A 23185-nucleotide genomic window follows, 5' to 3' on the forward strand; every position below is an offset into this window, starting at 1 on the left:
ATTTTTAAACTTCTTTCTTTACACGGGTTTTAATTTTGATAATTAGCTTATTTAGGCTTAAAATAAAATGAGCTAAAAAAATCAATTGCATCAACCGCTATCTTCCAACATCAATATGTATCTTTGTTTTTTTAAAAAATAAAAAATGTTACAAGTTCAGTTTATCAGAGAAAACCAAGAAGCTGTTTTAACAGGATTAGCAAAACGTAATTTTGCAAATGCAGAGTCAATAGTTAATCAAGTAATAACATTAGACGAAACACGTAGAGCAACACAAGTTTTGTTAGATAATGTGTTGGCAGAATCGAATAAGTTATCAAAAGAAATTGGACAGCTTTTTAAAACTGGCGAAACACAAAAAGCCAATATTTTAAAAGAAAAAACGGGGCAATTAAAAGCTGAATCTAAAGAATTATCAGAAAAATTAACTCTTGAAAATACAAAGCTACAAGAGTTATTATATCAAATTCCTAATATTCCACACGCCTCTGTAAAAGCAGGAAAAAACGAAGAAGATAATGAAGAAATTTTTACTGAAGGTACTGTTCCAGATTTAGGTAAAAACGCACTACCACATTGGGAACTAGCTAAAAAATATGATATTATTGATTTTGATTTAGGCGCTAAAATTACTGGAGCAGGTTTTCCCGTTTATAAAGGTAAAGGAGCCAAATTACAGCGAGCATTAATTAGTTATTTTTTAGATAAAAATACAGCTGCAGGTTATACCGAAGTGCAAGTGCCACATTTAATAAACGAAGCATCAGGTCTTGGTACGGGACAACTTCCAGATAAAGAAGGACAAATGTATCATGTTACCGAAGATAATTTATATTTAATTCCTACAGCAGAAGTACCAATTACCAATTTGTTTAGAGACGAGCTGTTAAAAGTAACAGATTTACCAATAAGCCTTACAGGGTATACTCCTTGTTTTCGTAGAGAAGCAGGTAGTTATGGGGCTCATGTTAGAGGATTAAATCGTTTACATCAGTTTGATAAAGTAGAAATTGTACGGATTGAATATCCTGAAAATTCGTATAAAGCTTTAGACGGTATGGTAGAACATATTAAACAAATTTTACGCGAATTAAAATTACCGTATCGTATTTTGCGTTTGTGTGGTGGCGATACAGGGTTTACCTCGGCACTTACATTTGATTTTGAATTGTATTCTACTGCACAAAACAGATGGTTAGAAATTAGTTCGGCTTCAAATTGTGAAACTTTTCAAGCTAATCGATTAAAATTACGCTTTAAAAACAAAGAAGGAAAAAGTCAGCTAGTACATACATTAAATGGTAGTTCGTTGGCATTGCCAAGAGTATTAGCTGGAATTTTAGAAAATTACCAAACCGATGAAGGTATAAAAATTCCAGAAGTATTAGTGCCTTATTGTGGGTTTGATATTATAAATTAAAGCATTAATTACTTTCAATTCTTTGTGTCTAGATTTTGTTTTGTTACGGATATCTGTAATAAAACAGTTTAATAGCTAAATTGTATTGATTTTTTGTGATAAATTTATTTTTAATAAGTAAATTAACAAAATAGTACGGTATATTTGATAGCTGGGTTACGATAATTAAAAACTAAAAAAACAAATGTTTAACTTAAATTTATTCGTATGAAAAAATTTTTATTAATCATATTGCTGTTTTTTTGTCAGTTTGTTTTTTCTCAAAATGAGTTTTTATTAGCAGAAAACTATTATCGTCAAAATGAGTTTGAAAAAGCAACTCAGTTATATAAAATTCTATACCAAAAAAGTCCATACAACACCTCTTATTTAACGCGATTACTTAGCTGTTATCAAGAAACTAAAAATTTTTCAGAGGCAGAAAAGTTGATAACTAGTCAGTTGGCTAAAAATAATAAATTGGCTCATTTATATGTTTATTTAGGCTATAATTACGAGTGTCAACAACAAGAGCAAACAGCAAAAACCTATTATAAAAAAGCGATTTCTTTAATCAAAGAAAATCCAGGTATGGGTTATATTGTAGGCACAACATTTAAAAACTACAATTTGTTAGATAATGCTATACAGGCCTATAAAATAACAATGGAAGTAAATCCGAAAGCAAACACGTTGTTTTTAATTGCTCAAGTTTATGGTGAAAAAGGTGATTTTGTGAGTATGTTTGAATCGTTTATTGATATGGTTGATAAAGACGACCGTTATCTTGAAATGGTACAACGATATACCAGCAAGTATATAACGGATGACAGTCAAGATAGCCTTAATCTATTATTTAAAAAAACGCTTTTAAAAAAATCGGCAAGTAATCCTAAAGCTGTTTGGAATCTTTTATTAAGTTGGTTATTTATTCAACAAAAAGATTTTGACAAAGCATTTATTCAAGAAAAAGCGTTGTATGCTCGAAATCAACAAGATTTATCGGGCATTACCAATTTAGGTGAAATGGCATTTGATAATAACGATTATGAAACAGCAAAAAAATGTTTTGATTTTGTATTAAAGCAAACAACGACTCTCGATCAAAAAATAAATGCTCATTATTATATTATTCGTATTGCTATTAATAATGAAGAACCTGATATAGCGCAAAAATTTGAAGCACTTTTTGAAAAATATGGTAAAAATGGCACTACTATACCTTTACAAGTAATGTATGCTGATTATTTAACGTTTAATAAAAATAATCCTGAAAAAGCTAAAGAAGTTTTAGAACAAGCAATACCTTTTTCGAAATCTAAATTTGATAAAGCACGGTTAGAAATTAAATTAGCCGATGTAATGGTGTTTACGGGTAATTTTAATAAGGCATTAATTACCTATTCTTTGGTGCAAACCGCATTAAAAAATAATTCGTTAGCCCAAGAAGCTCGATTTAAAGTGGCACAAACAAGTTATTTTAAAGGCGATTTTGATTGGGCAAAAACACAGTTAAAAATACTAAAAAGTGCCGCAAGCCAACTTATAGCTAATGATGCAGTAGCTTTATTTTTAACAATTTCTAATAATCAGCCAACCGATTCTTTACCAACAGGGTTAAAGCAGTATGCTAAAGCAGATTTACTAGCCTATCAAAATAAAAATACAGAAGCATTGGCGGTTTTACAAAATATTGTAACCGATTTTAAAGGGCAACCTATTGAAGACGAGGCTCTTTTTAAAGAAGGGAAATTACTGGTAAAACTTAAAAAGTTTGACCAAGCAATAGCCGCTTTTTCTAAAGTTGTAGCTATAGATAAAGAAGGCATTTTAAACGATGATGCGTATTACGAAATGGCTCAATTGTATAGTGAAACAAACGATTTTGAAAAAGCAAAAGAATGTTACCAAAAAATTATTTTTAATTACCCGTCAAGTATTTATTTAGTTGATGCCCGTAAAAAATATAGAAAATTAAGAGGAGACAATATTTAATTTAATAATATTAAAATTTCAAATTATAAAACAATGTATATATATAATGTAACTATAAATATTGATCATAGTATTCGTAAAGAATGGTTAAATTGGATAGAAACCCACATACAAGATGTGCTAAATACAGGTAAATTTACATCGGCAAAATTAACACAAGTGTTAGTAGATGATGTAGACGGGGTTACCTATTCGGTTCAATACACTGCAGCCTCTCGTGAAGATTTAGATGAATATTATAATACTCATGCAGAAAAATTACGAAACGATGCATTGAAAAAATTTGCCGATAAAATGATTGCTTTTAGAACAGAACTAAAGGTGATTAATGAGTTTTACCCCATTGCTGTAAATAATTAAGTAACCGTTAAATAACATAGTTAGTTGTAAAAAGCACAATGGCAGGTAATACTATTTACAGATTAATGCTATGCAGATGTGTATTGAAGGGGTAAATTAAGAGTTTATGTTCTAATTTACTCAAAAAAAATATCGAATACAAACCTCATTATTCTTATATAAACTTGTTTGTTGTGTTAATGTAAACGAATTAAAATGGATTTAAATCAAGTTACTATTCCATCTTTAGATTTAACTAAATCAATTCCGTTTTATGAAAAATTAGGATTGAAATTGATTGTAAAATCACTTCCTCATTATGCAAGATTTGAATGTCCAAATGGTAGTTCTACCTTTTCAATTCATCAAACAAAAAAATTACCCAAAAGAGCAGGAATAAGTATTTACTTTGAATGTGAAAATTTAGATGAACAGGTTTCTAATTTAAAAGAAAAAGGCATTGTATTTGATCAAGAACCGGTAGACCAAAAATGGCTATGGAGAGAGGCAAAATTGAAAGATGTTGATGGAAATCAATTAATATTGTTTTATGGTGGAGAAAACAGATTAAATCCGCCTTGGAAAATAAAAAACTAAATATAAAAGCGAAGAGATATAATTAGCATAGTTAAAGGGTAGTTTTATAATTTTGCGTTACACTTATTCTTCACCGTTTTTAGGGTTTATTTTTTTAATTTATATTTAAATTATGGTTGTAAAAGCAAAAAAACACTTGGGGCAACATTTTTTGACCGATAAAAACATTGCAAAAAACATTGCAAATTCGTTAACTGAAAAAGGATACGATACGGTTTTAGAAATTGGACCAGGAATGGGTGTTTTAACGCAATTTTTAATACAAAAAAATTTAAATGTTACCGTATTAGAAATTGATACCGAATCGGTAGATTACTTACAAAATGTTTTTTTAACGGTACATAAAAAACACCTTACTGCCTCAAAAAAACTCACCATTATTGAAGGAGATTTTTTAAAACAAAATTTTGTCTCGCTTATTAAACAACAACAAGTTGCTATAATTGGCAATTTTCCGTATAATATTTCAAGTCAAATAGTGTTTAAAGCAATTGAAAACAGAGCCTTTGTTCCTGAATTTTCAGGTATGTTTCAAAAAGAAGTAGCTGAAAGAATAGCCGAAAAAGAGGGGTCAAAAACCTACGGAATTTTATCGGTTTTAACTCAAGCATTTTATGATGTAGAATATTTATTTACCGTGCCGCCAACGGTTTTTAATCCACCTCCTAAAGTCGATTCGGGAGTTATTAGGCTTATTAGAAAAGAAAATTACACTTTGCCAGTTGACGAAAAATTGTTTTTTAATGTAGTTAAAACAGCGTTTAATCAACGAAGAAAAATGCTGCGTAGCAGTTTAAAACCCTTTAATATTTCGGATAAATTAAGAGAAGACTCTATCTTTGCCATGCGTCCCGAGCAATTATCGGTGCAAAAATTTATTGAATTGACAAATAAAATTGCAAACGATGGCATTTGAAATTACAAAAGATTTACTTGAAACAGTAACTCAGTATATTAAAGAACAAAACGACAGAGCACTCTCTGAGTTGTTTGCAGACATGCACCATGCAGATATTGCAGAAGTGTTGAATGAGTTATCGTTTGATGAAGCTGTTTATATTATTAAATTATTAGATAGCGAAACCACATCAGAAGTACTACTTGATGTTGATGACGATGTTCGAGAAAAAATATTACAGCGGTTATCGGCTAAAGAAATTGCTGAAGAAATAGAAGAATTAGATACCGATGATGCTGCCGATATTATTGCCGAATTACCCGAAGAAAGGCAAGAAAAAGTTATTCAACAAATTGAAGATGAAGAGCATGCTAAAGATATTGTAGATTTACTTCGTTACGACGAAAACTCGGCTGGGGGATTAATGGCGAAAGAATTGGTTAAAGTTAACCAAAATTGGAATGTTTTACATTGCGTTAAAGAGATGCGACAACAAGCTGAACACGTTAGCAGAGTGCACTCTATTTATGTTGTAGATGATAATGGAAAACTTAAAGGACGCTTATCGTTAAAAGATCTGTTAATGGCTTCTACAAAAGCAAAAATAGCAGATGTATATATACCTAAAGTAGATTTTGTAAGAGTAAACGACTCGGCAGAAGACGTTGCTAACATTATGCGTAAATACGATTTAGAAGCAATACCTGTAGTAAACGAATTAGATGTTTTGGTCGGTAGAATTACCATTGATGATATTGTAGACGTTATTAAAGAAGAAGCCGATAGAGATTATCAATTAGCGGCAGGTTTAACAGAAGATGTAGAAGCAGACGATAGTATTTTTGATTTGATAAAAGGGCGTTTGCCTTGGCTAATTTTAGGCTTGTTTGGTAGCTTATGTGCGGTTATGATTATGCAAAATTTTCAAAATATTATGTCTAATCCAAAATATAAGGCACTTTTCTTTTTTACGCCCTTAATAGCAGCAATAGCGGGTAATGTAGGGGTGCAATCATCTGCTATTATTGTCCAGGGTTTAGCTAATAATATTATTAAAGGAAGTCTGTGGAATCGTATGGTTAAAGAAGTTTCTATTAGCTTAATTAACAGTATTGTTTTATCATTAATTATTATTGTTTTTAGTAAAATTGCAGGCTATCCATTTAATTTTAGTATTGCGGTTTCTGTTTCTTTAATCGTTGTGGTTATTATTGCTTCATTAATAGGTACTTTTGTACCCTTAATATTATATAATCGAAATATTGACCCCGCATTAGCAACAGGTCCTTTTATAACAACGAGCAATGATATTTTTGGTATTTTAATTTATTTTAGTGTTGCTAAATTAATCTTAGGCATTTAAACTTTAGCCCTTTTTGTAATGAATAAACCTTATTTTTCGATTGCAGAAATTAAAAAAAAGTTAGAGTTTTTTTGTGCTTATCAAGACAGGTGTTATCAAGAAGTAGAAAAAAAATTAGCAACCTATCACTTAATTCCAGAAGCCAAAAACAATATTTTAATAGACTTAATTCAAGATGGGTTTTTAAACGAAGAACGTTTTGCTCAGAGTTTTGCTAGGGGAAAATTTAGAATAAAAAAATGGGGTAAGCAGCGTATTATATGCGAGTTAAAACAACGAAATATATCGCTTCCAAATATAAAAATAGCCTTAAAAGAAATTGACGATCAAGAATATATTTTAACCCTACAGCGTTTAATTGAAACTAAAAACAAACAGCTTTCAGAAACTGATTTTTATAAACGTAAAAAAAAGCTCATTAATTATCTTATTTACAAGGGGTATGAAAGCGGGTTGGTATTAGAAAAAGTAACCGCGTTTTTTCTGTAACTATTTTTTAAAATTTTGTAAAAATATTGAATCTTTTTTTCGGTTTATTTGAGTTATTTCTTTTACGTTATCATTAGGAATTGTAATTGACAAAACATAATGTTTAATTTTCCAAACATCATGGGTTTTTTCTAAAACTCCTGAACCTCTAGAAATACCCATGTGTGTTTTTAATAACTCGTCGAACCAAGCTATTTTTTTAGTGGTATTAAAATAAATATTTCTTTCTAGGGGTTTAAAATGCCATGTTTTCTTTTTATCAAAATAGGGTTTGCTAAATTTTTCAAATTCAGTTTTTGACCAGTTTTCAGAAGCGTCAGTACCAATAAAAACGGCATCACTATCCATTTTAGAAAAATAATTGTCGTAATCTGCATTTGCTGCATTGCTATGCCAATTATTAAGTAGTGTGTTAATTGTATTTTTTTCTTTTTGCTTATTAAAAGTATGCTTTTTACAGCTTAATGCTAAAATAACAATTAGAGTAAGGGTTATTGTTTTTTTCACACGAATAACTTTGGTTAAAACCTTATTTTTTTCTGATTATTGATTTTTTTTCATGAAGTAATTTTTTCGGTTTTATTTCAGTAGTAGTTGTGTCGATACCGAAAAAATCACCATTAACACCCACCGAATTTTCTAATTCTTTTTGCGAAAAAACAGTATTTATTTTTTTATTTACACTACTATAAACTTTTAAAATTTTACTAACTTCATTATTTACTTCATCGGCTGTAATTGCTGGAATATAGGTCATATCTACTAGTCGTAAGCCTTCATTTTCAAGCACATCAATTCGTGCTTTAAATGCAGGTGTTTGTAATATTTTAGGACGTATACTATCTTTTGCGTTTTTAATTAAATTTTTCAATTCTATAGCATTATTTAAAGCTTGGTTAGGCGATATGTATTTATATTGTGCTATAAAATTATTTAAAATAGTATATTCTTTCCAATTTGTCATTTTTTTTGCAACGAGTGTGTCTAAGGTTACATATTCGTTATGTCGAGTTGCAAGTTTAAATTGGGTGGTTTTAGTAACTGTTTTGTTTTTAGCAGGTTGTGGTTTCTCTTTGCATCCCAAAACAACTAAAAAAAGGATAAAAAAGCAGAAGCTATTTTTCATTTAAAAATTGAATTTTACAGCTGTAAAAATACATAAATTTTAATGGTTGAGTTTGGTGTAAAAAAATCAACTTTTTTGAGTAATGCACGAGGAATTATTTTTTTTATGCGTTATTAAAAAAAAGTTATACAAATACTCAAAATAAAGTAACTTTGCAAAAAATTAAAAAAATAAATGAACCAAAAAATTCTTATACTTGGTGCTTGTGGGCAAATTGGGATAGAACTTACCAAAAAACTACGAGCTATTTATGGCAACGATAATGTAATTGCCTCAGATATTAGAGAAGGAGATCAAGAGATGATGGCTGCTGGAGCATTTGAAATAATAGATGCAACTAATAAAGAAAGAATACTAGAAGTAGTTAAACAATACAACATAACACAAGTTTATTTAATGGCGGCTATGCTTTCTGCAGTAGCAGAAAAACACCCGATGAAAGCATGGGATTTAAATATGACGTCATTACTAGCGGTATTAGATTTAGCTAAAGAAAAGCATATTGAAAAAGTATATTGGGCGAGTTCTATGGCTGTTTTTGGAGCAACATCACCAAAGATAAACACCCCACAAAAAACCATTATGGAGCCTTCTACAGTATACGGAATTAGTAAAGTTTCAGGTGAGCATTGGTGCAATTATTACTACCAAAAATACGGGGTAGATGTAAGAAGTATTCGATACCCAGGTATTATTAGTTGGAAAACAAAACCAGGAGGAGGCACAACTGATTATGCCGTTGATATTTTTTTCGAAGCTGTTAAAAAAGGCAGCTATGAGTGTTTTTTAAAAGCCGATACAAGACTACCTATGATGTATATGGATGACGCTATAAACGCTACTGTAGAAATTATGGAAACGGATGCCAAGAATATTAAAATTAGAACTTCGTACAATTTAGCGGCAATGAGTTTTACTCCTGAAGAATTGGCGAATGAAATAAAAAAATACCTTCCTAATTTTAAAATTACCTATAAACCTGATTTTAGACAGCAAATAGCCGAAAGTTGGCCTCAAATTATAGACGATTCTAGTGCCAGAGAAGATTGGAATTGGCGACATACATTTGATTTGTCGGCGATGACTAAAGATATAATTACGAGTTTAGAAGCACAAAAAGTAGTAGGCTAAAAAATTAAGCATTCAAAACCAAAACGTTTTAAAAGCCAATTTTTTTTAATAAAAAATAGGTTAGATAGTTGCTTGTACAAATTTTTTAAATCTTGTAAATTAGCCTATCTATACTTATACATTTAGCCTATATGAAATTCGGAATAATAAAAGAGCGTAAAAACCCACCTGATAAACGGGTTGTGTTTTCTCCTAAAGAACTTCAAAAACTAGTAAAATTATTTCCTGAAGCAGTTGTAAAAGTAGAAAGTTCAGACATTCGAATATTTCCAGATGAAGCCTATAAAAAAGTAGGCTTTGAGGTTACAAAAGATGTGTCGGATTGTGATGTGTTAATTGGCGTTAAAGAAGTGCCTGTAGATGCTTTAATACCCAATAAAACCTATTTTTTTTTCAGTCATACCATAAAAAAACAACCCTATAACCGTAAACTGTTAAAAGCGGTTTTAGAAAAAAATATTACCCTTATAGACCATGAAACAATTATTGATGAAAATGCAATGCGGTTAATTGGTTTTGGGCGTTATGCGGGTTTAGTAGGGGCTTATAACGGGTTTAGAGCGCTCGGTTTAAAAACAGAACAATTTACTTTGCCTAAAGTTAGCACGCTTCCAGATTTAGACGCTGTAAAGGCAGAACTTGATAAAATTACAGTTCCAACAATAAAAATACTACTATCTGGAACAGGCAAAGTAGCTAGTGGAGCGAAAGAAATTTTAGATTATTTACAAATAAAAGAAGTAAACGACGCGCTATATTTAACTTCAAAATTTACCGAACCAGTATATTGTATGGTAGATGTTATGGAATATAGCAAACGAAAAGATGGTAAGGTGGGTGATAAATGGGAGTTTTACAAAGACCCAACAGGTTACGAAAGTAATTTTATGCCTTACGCTAAAGAAACAGACTACTTTATTGCGGGTCATTTTTATGGTAACGGCGCCCCTTATTTATATACTCGAAACGATGCTAAATCTAACGATTTTAATATTAAAGTAGTTGCTGATATATCTTGCGATATTGATGGTCCAGTTGCCTCTACTATTCGTGCCTCTACAATAGCAGACCCTATTTATGGTTACGACCCTCAAACCGAAAAAGAAGTAGATTTTAAAAATAAAAATGCTATTACGGTAATGGCAGTAGACAACTTACCTTGCGAATTACCAAAAGACGCTAGTGAGGGTTTTGGAGAAATGTTTTTAAAAAATGTAATTCCAGCTTTTTATAACAATGATAAAGAGCATATTTTACAACGAGCTAAAATTACTGAAAATGGTAAATTAACTGCACGTTTTGCCTATTTGCAAAATTATGTTAATGGTAAAGAATAAAAAGTTTGAACAAAGAAAACCTTATTAAAGAGCTAACATTTAAAACGGCTAAAAGTTCGGGTGCGGGTGGTCAACATGTTAACAAGGTATCTTCAAAGGTTATATTAATGTTTAATATTACCGACTCTTTAGTGTTATCAGAAGAAGAAAAAGAATTATTATTACAAAACCTTTCAACCAAAATAACTAAAGAAAGTGTGCTTATTTTATCTTCAGATAAAAGTCGATCGCAACACAAGAACAAAGAGGCAGTTATTAAACGTTTTTTAGATTTAATATTTTCAAGCCTTGTTAAACCGATAGATAGAAAGCAAACAAAACCAAGTAAAGCATCTGTTTTAAAAAATGAAGAGCAAAAGCGAAAACAAGCATTTAAAAAGGCATTTCGTAAAAAACCTCGTTTAGAGTAACCCACTAAACGTATAATCAAAAATATTTTCTATTTGTTTTTACTATTAGAAAGTATACTTTTGTAGCGTTCTCAAAAAGGGGTGCTTTTTGGTTATCAGTATTCAGTTAAACGGATATTTTTTTAACCTTTAAGGCTGAGATCATACCCAACGAACCTAGAACAGGTAATGCTGTTTAGGGAAGGCATAATTGCCATAAATCTATATTGTAATAGCAAAACATAATTATTTAATTAAAGAATAATTACCTCTTTTATTCGATTTTATTTTATACAAATGAGACCGATGTTTCTTGTTAAAAAAGCGAAGAGAGTAGCTTTTTTATGGGTATTATTTGCAACCTTAATGGCAAATGCACAAACATTAACCTTGTCGGGTACAGTAACGGATAGTAATTTAAAACCTTTAGAGGGAGCTAATATTACTGTTAAGCCTCAAAATCAAGGAACTTCTACCAATTTTAATGGTAATTTTAAATTAAAATTAAACCAAGGGGTGTATGTAATTGAAGTTTCTTACGTAGGGTTTAAAACCATTACACAACGGCTAAATTTGGTTAACAATCAACAAATTACTTTTCAGTTGCATACTGATAAAACAGTTTTAGATGAGGTTTTGGTTTCGGCTGTTCGGGTTGAAAAAGATGCCCCAGTAACCTATTCTAATGTAACTAAAAAACAAATAGAAAAACGTAATTTAGGGCAAGATATTCCTATATTATTAAATTATTTGCCTTCGGTAACAACATCATCAGATGCTGGTGCAGGAGTTGGCTATACGTATTATCGCGTTCGTGGTTCTGATGATTCTAGAGTTAATGTTACCATTAATGGCATACCGTATAACGATAGTGAAAGTCAAGGAACATATTGGGTTGATTTGGGCGATTTTGCTTCGTCGGCAGAGAGCATACAATTACAGCGTGGTGTAGGTACTTCTACTAATGGTTCAGGAGCTTTTGGTGCAAGTTTAAATATTTTAACCGATGCTATTGCTGAAAATCCGAATGCAGAAATAGCCAATTCTTATGGGTCGTATAATACAAGAAAACATACGGTGAAATTTTCGACAGGAAAACTTAATGACCATTTTGAACTAGCAGGACGTTTATCTAAGGTTTATTCTGATGGATATGTTGACAGGGCTTATACCGATTTAAAATCGTACTTTTTACAAGCCAGTTATGTAGATAAAAATACATTAATTAAAGCATTAACCTTTGGAGGAAAAGAAAAAACCTATCAATCTTGGTACGGTTTGTCATCTGAAGAATTAAAAGAAAACAGACGTCAAAACCCGTATACTTATGATAATGAAACAGATAATTATTGGCAAGATCATTACCAGTTACATTGGAATCAAAAAATAAATAACCAATGGGCTACCAATGTAGGCTTGAATTATACTAAAGGAAAAGGCTACTACGAGCAATATAAAAAAGACAGTCCAGTTTCTAACTATAACGGAATTGTAGAGGCTACAGGTGAAGATTGGTACGGTAACCCTGCAACCGATTTAATTGTTCGCCCTTGGTTAGATAATGATTTTTATGTGGCTAATTTTAATGCTAAGTATAAAAATAAAGCGATTGAAGTTATTTCTGGGGCATCGTACAGTCATTATACAGGTAATCACTTTGGAGAAGTTATTTGGGCAAAGAAATTTGCAGATGATGCTAATATTCGAGATCGGTATTATTTTAGTGATGCTACAAAAAACGATTTTAGTGTTTTTTCGAAAGCCTCATTTAATATTATAAACCAATTAAAAGCTTTTATAGATGTGCAAGGACGTTTTGTTACCTATACTACTCAAGGGTTAACTTCGGATAGAAATAATTTGTCAATTGATAAATCGTATAACTTTTTTAATCCTAAACTTGGGTTAACGTATAAGGTTAACACTAAAAATAATATTTATGTATCGTATGCTCGAGCAAATAGAGAGCCTAATAGAAACGATTTTGAAAATGGTAACGATGTAACCCCCGAATCGTTAAACGATTTTGAATTAGGGTGGAGGTTAAAAAATGAACTATTACAACTTAATACGAATGTTTATTATATGTTGTATAACAACCAATTAATTCAAACAGGTGGGTTAAATGATGTGGGAGCATATTTACGTGAAAATGTAAAAGACAGCTATCGATTAGGTTTAGAAATAGATGCGAATATTGTTGTGTCAAAAAGGTTTACAATTAACCAAAATATTACGTTAAGTAGTAATAAAATCAAAAACTTTATCTTAGATCGTGATGGAATTCAAAAAAATATAGGCACCACTAATATTGCTTTTTCACCTAATTTAATTACGGCTAATGCTTTAAATTATATGCCTATTGATAACTTGCAGCTGTCGTTACTATCTAAATTTGTTGATAAGCAGTATTTAAGTAATACCAATACCGAAGCATCGAGTTTAACAGGTTATTTTATTAGTGATTTTAATGCTGTTTACACCTTAAAAATGAATAAAATATTTGATTCTATTGTATTTACGGGGTTAGTTAACAATTTATTTAATAGAGAATATGTAGATAGAGGTTATACCTATTTAAACACATGGGATACCCCTGGAAAATCATTTGAAGTACAAGGTTATTACCCACAAGCTACTAGAAACTTTTTATTAGGGCTTACGTTAAAGTTTTAACCAGACTTACCTTTTTGTACATATAATTCATAATTCGAGAGGGTTTCGGCTATGCCGAAACCCTCTCGAAGTGGTTATAGATTAGTGGTGTTTTCCGTTTTTAGATAGGGAGTAAAGGGATATTTAATCTGTATTTTATCCAATTCTAGTTCCGTTTTTTACGTTTCTTTCAGGTTCTATTAAGGTAACTTCTTTATTTTCTCCGACGGCTCCTAATACCAAACATTCACTCATCATATTCGCAATTTGTTTAGGCGGAAAGTTAACTACTGCAATTATTTGTTTGCCTATTAACTTTTCAGCATCGTAAAGTTTGGTTATTTGCGCAGAAGTTTTTTGGGTTCCATATTCACCAAAATCTATTATCAATTTATATGCAGGGTTTTGAGCTTCTTTAAATTCTTCGGCGGCAATAACAGTTCCTACTCTCATTTCAACATTCATAAACTCACGCCAAGTCAGTTTTTTTTCGTTTCTTTTTGTCATTTATAAATTTCTGTTTTTGTACTGAACTCTTTTTTATAGTGTTTCACTAATGAATGAATATAATTCGTCTAGTCACGGTTTTATAAGTATAAAATTTTGGGTTATAATTGGCGCTAGCAATTTGAGTGAATCGTTGCGTGAATTTTTATTTTATTACTTGAATAATTATTCCAATTATTCCGATAACCAAACATAGCGGAGAAAAGAGTTTTGTATCCCATTTTCCAAAGTCTGTTTCTTTTATTTTTTTAAAAAATCCGATATATTTAAACTCGCCAATTGCACGTAACAAGAAAATGGCTGGAATAATCCAACCTCCATATTTCATTACTTGTTGAGGGAGATTAAAGTTTATTAATCCAGATTTTAGAAAGTAGAATAGGCCAAACACCGTTAGTCCAAATCCAACAATTGCACTATCTATTTTTTTAGGGTTCATTACTCTTTCTCCGGTTTCTTTGGTTGGCAGTGATTCTGAAAACCCAAATTTTCCTCCAATTACCCAGTTAAAATGGATAATTCCAAGTATGATGAATACTATACTTAATAAAATTGATAAAATCATTTTTTTAGTTGATTGTTTAAATTGTTTATTAATTAAAGCACTAAACTTAGCACTACGTTTGCGTAATCTAAAGATAATAAATTTAAACAATATAAGTAGGTGTGATATTTTTTGAATTTTCTTTTTATTGCTCGACAATCGTAATTTGGGTTGCCAATCTTGTTATAAACATATGTTGTTTGCAGTGTTTTTATTGTAAGTAATTTTTAGTTTTTCTATGACTTCAACAATTAAAATATATCATATAAAATCAAAAATGAGCAAAAGTGAAGTATTGATCATTATAGTTGTTTTCCACCTAAAATCATATCGTAATTTAAAACGTCATAGTTTAGAGATGTGTTTAGAAATCTTTTTTATTGATTTCGCCATGCTAAAAGGTTATCATTACAAAAGAAAAAAGCTATTATAGAACCTGTGAATGATGTGTTGAATATTTGTCAAATTGAAAATCCGTAAGGGTTTTCAGAAGTAAGAGAGAATAAAAAATTAAGTGTAGCTATTTTTGTGTATAGTGTTTTTTATTTTTTTGTCAAAAAAGCAATTTTAATGAAAATTAAAAACAATATTATTTTTCCAACTAAATATCCGTAACCGTAATTAGTTAGTCTATTTAAGTCTATCAATAAAATACTTATAATATTTATTAGTAATATAATTGCAATTCCAGCTGAAATGAAAAATATAATTTTTTTCATAATATAAAAAAGAAAGAGAGTTTGTTAATTTGGATAAACTCTCTTTCACAATTTTATTTTGTTACTGTAGTTGTAGTTGGTGTATAAAGCCCCCAAGTTAAGGCTGAAACTAGTCCGTTAACAAAAGTTTGTCTTGTGTGGACAGTGTAATTTTTAGCTCCATCAGCCATTTTTTTTGAGTCAGAAACTCCAACAGGAGCCAATCCGTAAACAACGTAGTGATTCCATTTGGTTGTTTGTTTGTTTCCTTGAGCACCTTCGCCTACTACACTAGTATAGGAATAGCAAGGGGTATAACGCATATGAAAAGTTCCAAAATTTAGCACATCAATTTTTTGAGCGAACAGATTGGAAGAAATGATAATTCCTAAAAATAGGATAATCTTTTTCATTTTATAAAGATTTTTCAGAAGTAGGGCTAGAGGTAACTTCAGTTTAAAAGTGTAAATATTATGCTCTAACTGGTAAATTTTGTATTAAATCGATATATAAATTTACTTTGTCTTTTAACTCTTTTCGTTCGTAAATAGCGTCTAAAAATCCGTGTTCTAGTACAAATTCTGAGCGTTGAAAACCAGCAGGCAAATCTTTACCCGTAGTGTCTTTTACAACTCTAGGTCCTGCAAAAGCAATAAGAGCATTGGGTTCGGCAATATTAATGTCGCCTAACATAGCAAATGAAGCTGTTGTGCCTCCAGTGGTTGGGTCGGTACATAACGAAATGTATGGAATTTTAGCTTCGGCTAATTGGGCTAATTTTGCCGAGGTTTTTACCAATTGCATTAACGAGAGCGAAGCTTCCATCATACGGGCACCACCCGATTTTGAAATCATTAAAAAGGGAATTTTGTTTTTAATTGAATGGTCAATTGCTCGGGCTATTTTTTCGCCTACAACACTACCCATAGAACCTCCAATAAATGCAAAATCCATACAGGCAATTACAAGATCTTTTCCTTTTGATTTACCAACGGCAGTACGAACAGCATCTTTTAGTCCTGTTTTTTCTTGAGCGGCTTTTATACGGTCAGGGTATTTTTTGGTATCAACAAATTTTAAGGGGTCTTTAGCGCTTAGTTTTGGATTAAGTTCTTTAAATATATTGTCATCAAAAAATAATTCAAAATACTGTTTGCTTCCAATTCGAACATGGTATCCGTCTTCAGGGCTTACATATAAGTTTCTCTTTAATTCGTCGGTATCTATAATTTTACCACTAGGGGTTTTATACCATAAACCTTTAGGGGTGTCTTTTTTATTTTCTGTAGGAGTTTGTATTCCTTTATCTTTTCGTTTAAACCAATCCATAATATTCTTTATATAATATGTTTATGTTACTTGCTATATAAGAGAAGTACAAATGTAAACTTTTTTACGAACTTTCTTTTTTCAAAAAAAGGTTATCTTAAAAAAATATAATAGGTAAAATAAAAAAAGCATTTTGGTTTTAATCAAAATGCTTTTTTAAAAATGATATACGTTATTTTATAAAGTATTAACGTTGTTTAAATCTTCGAAAGCTTTTTTAAGTCTAGCCTTAAATGTTAATTCACCTTCTCTTAACCATTTTCGAGGGTCGTAATATTTTTTGTTAGGTAAATCGGCTCCTTCCGGATTTCCAATTTGGCTCAACAAATAATCTTTTTTAGTAATCATATAATCACGAATACCTTCGGTAAAAGCATATTGTAAATCGGTGTCAATATTCATTTTTACAACGCCGTAGCCAATAGCTTCTCTAATTTCTTCTAGTGTAGAACCAGAACCTCCATGAAATACAAAATCAATAGTATTTGGTGCAACGTTGTATTTTTTAGAGATATATTCTTGCGAATTTTTTAAAATTTTTGGCGTTAATTTTATATTACCAGGTTTATACACACCATGAACATTACCAAAAGCTGCAGCAATAGTAAATTGAGGGCTAACCTTTAGTAATTCTTCATAAGCAAAGGCAACTTCTTCTGGTTGGGTGTATAGTTTTGAGTCGTCAACATCACTATTATCTATACCATCTTCTTCACCACCAGTTATACCTAACTCAATTTCTAAAGTCATACCCATTTTACTCATTCGAGCTAAGTATTTTTTACAGATTTCTATATTTTCTTCTATAGGTTCTTCTGATAGGTCTATCATGTGCGAACTAAATAAAGGCTTACCAGTTTCTTTATAAAATTGTTCACTAGCGGTTAACATTCCGTCAATCCAAGGTAATAATTTTTTAGCCGCATGGTCAGTATGTAAAATTACAGGAATTTCGTAAGCTTCGGCTAATAAATGAATATGTTTTGCCCCAGCAACAGCACCTGCAATAGCTGCTTTTTGGTTTTCGTTTGATAATCCTTTTCCTGCATTAAATTGTGCTCCTCCGTTAGAAAATTGTATAATTACAGGCGAATTAAGTTCTTTAGCTGTTTCTAAAACAGTATTTATGGTATTAGAACCTACTACGTTTACCGCAGGCATAGCAAAGCCTTTTTGTTTGGCTAGTTTAAAAATTTCTTGAACTTCTTTCCCTGTGGCAACTCCTGGTTTTATCATTTTATTAAAGTTTATAGTTAAATTTAAAAGCAACAAAACTACGTTTTTTTATAACGCAAAAAAACTTTTAATCTTACAGATTACTAAAAGGTTATCGTAAATTATAAACTTTAAAAAGGGTAGTTAATACCAATATTATAAACCGCGTTACCAAAATTAAAATCTTTTAACCATCCATCATCTTTTAAATAGGGCTCATAAACTTTAAATCCAATATCTAGCCTAGCTACAAGAAGTTTAAAATCGTAGCGTAAACCAAAACCAGAGCCAATAGCCATATCTTTTAAAGAAGATAGACCTTTAAATTTAGAAGGGCTGTCTACATAAGAAGATTTTGTCATATTCCAGATATTTCCCGCATCAACAAATAAAGCACTTTTAAAACTACCTATTAAATCGAATCGATACTCTAAAGAGGTTAAAAATTTTAAGTTACCAATGTTGTACTCTAATCCAGGGCTTTGTGTTCCAGGTCCTAAATCGTAAGTTCTCCACGCTCTAATATCATTAGACCCTCCTGCAAAATAACTTTTTGAAAAAGGAATGTCAGAGTTGTTATACGGAAAAATGGTTCCTAAAAAGGTACGGAATCCTAAAACAGATATTTTACTGGTTTCCCAAAATTTTTTATATTCAATATCTGTTTTAAAGTATTGAGCTATGGGTATTTTAAAAGCTGTTTTTTGTCCTCTACTATTGGTGCGTTTAGAAAGAGCCCCAATTATATTTCCTGAATTAGAAATACGTATTCTAAAATACGAAAAGTTTTGATTGTTAAAGTTGTTTTGATTGTTGTAGGTAAAAGTGTAGGCTATTACAGGAATTAAAAAATCAGAGGAGATTATATTATACCGATTGTTTATGTTTAAATTATTTTGATATTCTACAGGATTGGATGCGGCAAAACTTGAACTTGACGAAATTTCTTGCATCGTTTTAACTATTTCAGAGGCATTTTCTGGGCTATTAGGTGCGGGTAGTGTTATTGAGGGATCGTATGCAGCTACAACTTTTTCTAATTTTGTATATTCTGATGCGTATACATTAAAGTAATTGCTAACATTTAAATTTCGAACATATTGTGTGTTTAATATTTCTAGCTGAATAGTTTTATGTCGGTTATATTGCCATTTATAATCGATACCTAAATTGTAATTTTGTTTATCCAGTCCTATGTTTTTTTGAATAGAAATACCGGTATAAAACTTAGTACGAGGAAACATTCTTTTTGGCACATATTTATTAATACCAAAAGGCGCCATGAAACGCGGAACTTCGAGCGATAAATCACTTCCTATTTCCCAACCAGGACCATTGTTTGAGTTAAAATATGAGCCTAAAAAAGAGATGTTAAAAATTTCGGCTCCTTTAAACATATTTCTATTTAAAATAGAAAATTTAGTAGAAATATCAAAGTTTCTAATGTTAGAGCGTGATAACTCGCTGCTAAACCCTAAACTGTGTTTTTCAAGCGGAACTAAAAAAATATTAGTTTCAAGTTCATTATCATTTAATTCGTTAAATTTAATAGTGGTTGTTTTAAAGTTTTTTAATCCGCGTAAATGCATACGAGTTAAATTGCGAAGCGAATCAGAATACACTTGGTTAGGTTGTAAAAATATAGATTGTGATAAGTATTTAGGGTTGTATCTGAGTTTATCAAAAGCAATATAATTAACTCCCTGATATGTTGTAGAATCTCTTTTTGTTATTTCTTTTCTACTGCTGTAGCTATAATCAGTAAAAACATTAACTTTTTTTATGGTTTGAATTTTATATGGTTTGGTAAAATAGTCGCCTTTTTTTTCTACAATTCTGTCTGAAATTTCTAGGCTAACATTTGTTTTATTATTCACATTGGCGGTATCAATATTATAAAATCCAATCGAATTTAAATTAAAGTGGTATACACCGTTATTTCTAAATAATTTAGTAAGCCTGTCAGCTTCGTTTTCAAAATTATGGTCTTGATATTGGTCGCCCGATTTTAAAAAGGTATTTTCAGTACTTGTATTATAAATCGAATCTAAAATAGGAGAGGCTATTTTTTTGGTAATAGTGTCTAAAAATACAGGGTTACCCTTAGTTATGTAGTAAGATACAATACCTTTTTTTGCGCTAATTGAATCTCTTTTCGAGGTAACTTTGGTTTTAAAGTATCCTTGTGTTTGATAATAGGTTTTTAAGTTGTCAACTGTTCGTTTAATTTTTTTATTATCAATAATTACAGGAGCTTCTCCACTATTTAAAAACCAATTATTAAGATTAATAAACGATCTAGCAACACCAATACTTTGTTTTTCAGAAAAAATAGATTTAAAAAAGTTATATGTGTTTTTATGTCGAGTGCCCCACTCTGTAGGCGTTTTAGAACTATTTGGGTTGCCAAGGTTATAAAAATATAATGATAGGGGTACCCCTAAAGCTTTGGCGTTTGAGCGTTGAATAATATAATCGTAAGCACTTGGGTCGGCATCTTTTTTACCATCAACATATACTATATTTTTTGCAAGTAGTTGCTCTCCATCGGCAACTCTTTTTATAGAGTTACAAGAGCCTAATACAATTAAGAACAATAAGTAAAAAAAAAGTTTTTTCATTAACTTTACGCCTCGCTACAAATACCAAAAATACTATTTTTTAGCGGTTTAATAATATTAAAAATTATTTAATGGGTTTATCTAAATCTCAACATAAATTTATAACTAGTTTAGGTCAAAAAAAGTATCGTCAAAAACATAAATTATTTATTGCAGAAGGGGTTAAAGTGGTTTCTGAATTATTAAATTCTAATTTTATTTTGCACACTCTTTTTGTTACCGAAATTTTTTTCCCGACGGTTGAGGCAGATAAAAAGGTTACAATTTCAGAAGCAGAGTTAAAAAAAATAAGTCAATTAAAAACGCCAAACAAAGTTTTGGGTTTGTTTGAAATTGCAGAAACACTTCCTATAAAAGAAGACGGACTGGTTTTGGCTTTAGATACCATAAACGACCCGGGTAATATGGGTACTATTATTCGGCTTTGCGATTGGTTTGGGGTTACCCAATTGGTATGTTCTAAAGAAACGGTAGATTGTTATAATTTTAAAGTAGTACAAGCCTCTATGGGGTCGTTAACTAGGGTGCAAATAAATTATGTAGATTTAGTTGATTTTTTGTCTAACACCAAACAACCTACATTTGTAGCAGATATGGATGGTGAAAATGTATTTAAAACGGAGCTTCCAAAAGAAGGGGTTTTAATTATGGGAAATGAGGCTAATGGAATTTCGGACGCAATAAAAAAACGAGCTAAAAATAAAATTTCTATACCTAGATATGGAAAAATCCAACAAACCGAAAGTTTAAATGTAGCTACTGCTACGGCTATTTTATTAAGTGAATTTCGGCGTTAAAATAATCCGTGTAATTGAGCGTCTATTCTGTCAATTACATAGCCTAAATCTTCTTGATTATCTACAAAATTTAAATTATCTACATCAATAATCAGTAATTTTCCTTTAGTATATTGGCTAATCCAAGCTTCGTAGCGTTCGTTTAACCGGCTTAAATAGTCAATGCTTATTGAGTTTTCGTACTCCCTACCGCGTTTGTGAATTTGATTTACCAATGTAGAAATATTAGCACGTAAGTAAATTAATAAATCAGGTGGTGATATTAAGTTTTCCATTAATTCAAATAACGAAGAGTAGTTGTTAAAATCACGATTTGTCAATAACCCCATAGCATGTAAATTAGGTGCAAAAATATAGGCATCTTCGTAAATGGTTCTGTCTTGAATACTGTTTTTTTCAGATTTATGTAATTCTAAAATTTGACGAAACCTACTATTTAAAAAATAGACTTGTAAATTAAATGACCAACGTTCCATTTCAGCATAAAAATCATCTAAATAAGGGTTTTTGTCTACCGATTCAAAATGAGGTTTCCATGCATAATGTTTTGCTAATAGTTTAGTTAACGTTGTTTTTCCAGCTCCAATATTTCCTGCAATTGCTATGTGCATAGTTTTGTGTAATAATTTTTAGGATTACCGACCAACATTGCCAGTTTAAGAATGGTAAAATTACATAAAAAAACGAATTTATAAGAGGTTTAATAGTTCAATATGATAATAAAAATAAAGAATACCTTCTTTTTTTGGGGTTTACAGTTGTTTGTTTTTTAATTAAAAAACTTTGATTTGTTATTAAACCTTTGTGCTTTTGAAGTGTCTAAACACCATTAAAGCTACATAATTAAAACAGACACAATGAAACATTTACTTACCAGTTTTTTACTATGCATTAGTATTACTGTTTTTGCTCAAAAAAATTTTCAAGGTAGAGCCACTTATAAGTCTAAAACCAGTATTGATTTGGCAAATTTTGGTAGAGGTGATATGAGTGAACAGCGTAAAAAGGAAATCATGGAGCGTATGAAATCGATGTTAGAAAAAACCTATATTTTAAACTTCGATAAAACCACATCACTATATAAAGAGGAAGAAAAATTAGAAACACCAGGGCAACAACAACGAGGTTTTCGTTTTCGAGGTCTTTCGGGTGGTGGCGTAGAGTATAAAAATATTTCAGAAAACAAGTTAATAGAGTCTACCGAGTTTTTTGGAAAAAATTTTTTAATCTCCGAAACAGCAGAACCCCCACACTGGGAATTGACAAGTGAAACTAAACAAATTGGGCAGTATACTTGTTACAAAGCAACGATGACTAAAAAGGCAGATGAGATAAACATGATGCGTATGCCTCGTCCTAGAAAAAAAGATGATAAAAGTAAAGAAGATGCACAAGCAAAAAATGCATCAGAACAAGTAGAAGAACCAAAAGAAATACAGGTAACCGCATGGTTTACTCCTCAAATACCAGTAAATAATGGTCCAGGAGAATATTGGGGGTTGCCAGGGTTAATTTTAGAGGTAAATGCTGATAGAACTACTATTTTGTGCACAGAAGTGGTGTTAAATCCGTCTGAAAAAATCGAAATTAATGAGCCTACTAAAGGTAAAAAAGTTACTAGACAAGAGTTTAACGAAATTGCAAAGAAAAAGATTGAAGAAATGCGAGAAATGTTTAGAAATGGTAGAGGTAGAAGCGGTAGAGGCTTTCATTAATTAATTGTAATACCATTTTTGTAAATAAACGTTTATAAAAA

General features: G+C 30.8%; 22 protein-coding genes. 13 read left to right on the plus strand and 9 right to left on the minus strand.

Going from position 1 to position 23185, the window contains the following annotated elements; all coding sequences use genetic code 11:
• Positions 1 to 145: 145 nt before the first annotated feature.
• From serS to AB2B44_RS04825, 7 genes are all read left to right on the plus strand, one after another.
• Positions 146 to 1420 carry a serine--tRNA ligase gene (serS, locus tag AB2B44_RS04795; RefSeq protein ID WP_369048404.1) on the plus strand — a complete coding sequence of 425 codons (1275 nt, stop codon included), beginning with the start codon at positions 146 to 148 and terminating at the stop codon, positions 1418 to 1420.
• A 207-nt stretch (positions 1421 to 1627) separates the two neighbouring features.
• On the plus strand, positions 1628 to 3394 hold the full coding sequence (locus AB2B44_RS04800) for a tetratricopeptide repeat protein (RefSeq protein ID WP_369048405.1): 1767 nt from the start codon (positions 1628 to 1630) through the stop codon (positions 3392 to 3394).
• A 33-nt stretch (positions 3395 to 3427) separates the two neighbouring features.
• Positions 3428 to 3754, plus strand: coding sequence for a DUF4286 family protein (locus AB2B44_RS04805; RefSeq protein WP_369048406.1), 327 nt, complete (start codon positions 3428 to 3430; stop codon positions 3752 to 3754).
• A 195-nt stretch (positions 3755 to 3949) separates the two neighbouring features.
• On the plus strand, positions 3950 to 4330 hold the full coding sequence (locus tag AB2B44_RS04810) for a VOC family protein (protein ID WP_369048407.1): 381 nt from the start codon (positions 3950 to 3952) through the stop codon (positions 4328 to 4330).
• 112 nt (positions 4331 to 4442) lie between these two features.
• Positions 4443 to 5246 carry a 16S rRNA (adenine(1518)-N(6)/adenine(1519)-N(6))-dimethyltransferase RsmA gene (gene rsmA, locus AB2B44_RS04815; RefSeq protein ID WP_369048408.1) on the plus strand — a complete coding sequence of 268 codons (804 nt, stop codon included), beginning with the start codon at positions 4443 to 4445 and terminating at the stop codon, positions 5244 to 5246.
• Positions 5236 to 6591 carry a magnesium transporter gene (gene mgtE / locus AB2B44_RS04820; RefSeq protein ID WP_369048409.1) on the plus strand — a complete coding sequence of 452 codons (1356 nt, stop codon included), beginning with the start codon at positions 5236 to 5238 and terminating at the stop codon, positions 6589 to 6591. Before rsmA ends, mgtE begins: the two co-directional genes overlap by 11 nt.
• An 18-nt stretch (positions 6592 to 6609) precedes the next feature.
• Positions 6610 to 7080 carry a regulatory protein RecX gene (locus AB2B44_RS04825; protein WP_369048410.1) on the plus strand — a complete coding sequence of 157 codons (471 nt, stop codon included), beginning with the start codon at positions 6610 to 6612 and terminating at the stop codon, positions 7078 to 7080.
• Here AB2B44_RS04825 and AB2B44_RS04830 read toward each other — a convergent pair whose 3' ends face one another.
• Positions 7081 to 7587: a nuclear transport factor 2 family protein gene (locus AB2B44_RS04830; protein ID WP_369048411.1), complete on the minus strand. Its 507-nt coding sequence runs from the start codon at positions 7585 to 7587 to the stop codon at positions 7081 to 7083. It lies immediately after the preceding gene.
• Between the two features lie 22 nt (positions 7588 to 7609).
• Positions 7610 to 8206 carry a hypothetical protein gene (locus AB2B44_RS04835; RefSeq protein WP_369048412.1) on the minus strand — a complete coding sequence of 199 codons (597 nt, stop codon included), beginning with the start codon at positions 8204 to 8206 and terminating at the stop codon, positions 7610 to 7612.
• A 174-nt stretch (positions 8207 to 8380) separates the two neighbouring features.
• Here AB2B44_RS04835 and AB2B44_RS04840 point away from each other — a divergent pair, with 174 nt between their 5' ends.
• From AB2B44_RS04840 to AB2B44_RS04855, 4 genes are all read left to right on the plus strand, one after another.
• Positions 8381 to 9337, plus strand: coding sequence for an NAD-dependent epimerase/dehydratase family protein (locus AB2B44_RS04840; protein ID WP_369048413.1), 957 nt, complete (start codon positions 8381 to 8383; stop codon positions 9335 to 9337).
• Positions 9338 to 9468: 131 nt separating this feature from the next.
• Positions 9469 to 10674 (plus strand): NAD(P)-dependent oxidoreductase, encoded by a 1206-nt coding sequence (locus tag AB2B44_RS04845; protein ID WP_369048414.1) that lies wholly within the window; start codon positions 9469 to 9471, stop codon positions 10672 to 10674.
• 5 nt (positions 10675 to 10679) lie between these two features.
• Positions 10680 to 11084 (plus strand): alternative ribosome rescue aminoacyl-tRNA hydrolase ArfB, encoded by a 405-nt coding sequence (gene arfB / locus AB2B44_RS04850; RefSeq protein ID WP_369048415.1) that lies wholly within the window; start codon positions 10680 to 10682, stop codon positions 11082 to 11084.
• 285 nt (positions 11085 to 11369) lie between these two features.
• Positions 11370 to 13739, plus strand: a complete 2370-nt coding sequence (locus tag AB2B44_RS04855) for a TonB-dependent receptor (protein ID WP_369048416.1) — start codon at positions 11370 to 11372, stop codon at positions 13737 to 13739.
• A gap of 135 nt (positions 13740 to 13874) precedes the next feature.
• Here AB2B44_RS04855 and AB2B44_RS04860 read toward each other — a convergent pair whose 3' ends face one another.
• From AB2B44_RS04860 to AB2B44_RS04885, 6 genes are all read right to left on the minus strand, one after another.
• A complete protein-coding gene (locus tag AB2B44_RS04860; RefSeq protein ID WP_369048417.1) occupies positions 13875 to 14225 on the minus strand; it encodes a tRNA-binding protein in 351 nt (116 codons plus the stop codon).
• A gap of 145 nt (positions 14226 to 14370) precedes the next feature.
• A complete protein-coding gene (locus AB2B44_RS04865; protein WP_369048418.1) occupies positions 14371 to 14790 on the minus strand; it encodes a DUF3995 domain-containing protein in 420 nt (139 codons plus the stop codon).
• A 751-nt stretch (positions 14791 to 15541) separates the two neighbouring features.
• Positions 15542 to 15880, minus strand: a complete 339-nt coding sequence (locus tag AB2B44_RS04870; RefSeq protein WP_369048419.1) for a Bor family protein — start codon at positions 15878 to 15880, stop codon at positions 15542 to 15544.
• A gap of 58 nt (positions 15881 to 15938) precedes the next feature.
• A complete protein-coding gene (gene accD / locus AB2B44_RS04875; protein ID WP_369048420.1) occupies positions 15939 to 16796 on the minus strand; it encodes an acetyl-CoA carboxylase, carboxyltransferase subunit beta in 858 nt (285 codons plus the stop codon).
• Between the two features lie 177 nt (positions 16797 to 16973).
• Entirely contained in the window at positions 16974 to 18032 is a 1059-nt protein-coding gene (gene fbaA / locus AB2B44_RS04880; RefSeq protein ID WP_369048421.1) for a class II fructose-bisphosphate aldolase, read from the minus strand.
• Between the two features lie 110 nt (positions 18033 to 18142).
• Entirely contained in the window at positions 18143 to 20632 is a 2490-nt protein-coding gene (locus AB2B44_RS04885; RefSeq protein ID WP_369048422.1) for a BamA/TamA family outer membrane protein, read from the minus strand.
• Positions 20633 to 20703: 71 nt separating this feature from the next.
• Between AB2B44_RS04885 and AB2B44_RS04890 the strand changes: the two genes are divergently transcribed.
• Positions 20704 to 21429 carry a TrmH family RNA methyltransferase gene (locus AB2B44_RS04890; RefSeq protein ID WP_369048423.1) on the plus strand — a complete coding sequence of 242 codons (726 nt, stop codon included), beginning with the start codon at positions 20704 to 20706 and terminating at the stop codon, positions 21427 to 21429.
• On the opposite strand, the gene AB2B44_RS04895 is transcribed toward AB2B44_RS04890, so the two are convergent.
• The gene (locus AB2B44_RS04895; RefSeq protein ID WP_369048424.1) at positions 21426 to 22040 is read right to left on the minus strand and encodes a deoxynucleoside kinase; all 615 of its coding nucleotides are present in this window, start codon (positions 22038 to 22040) and stop codon (positions 21426 to 21428) included. The genes AB2B44_RS04890 and AB2B44_RS04895 overlap by 4 nt on opposite strands.
• 246 nt (positions 22041 to 22286) lie before the next feature.
• Here AB2B44_RS04895 and AB2B44_RS04900 point away from each other — a divergent pair, with 246 nt between their 5' ends.
• Entirely contained in the window at positions 22287 to 23144 is an 858-nt protein-coding gene (locus AB2B44_RS04900) for a GLPGLI family protein (RefSeq protein ID WP_369048425.1), read from the plus strand.
• Positions 23145 to 23185: the final 41 nt, after the last annotated feature.

The organism is Tenacibaculum sp. UWU-22 (genome assembly GCF_041021355.1).
Classification (GTDB): Bacteria; Bacteroidota; Bacteroidia; order Flavobacteriales; family Flavobacteriaceae; genus Polaribacter.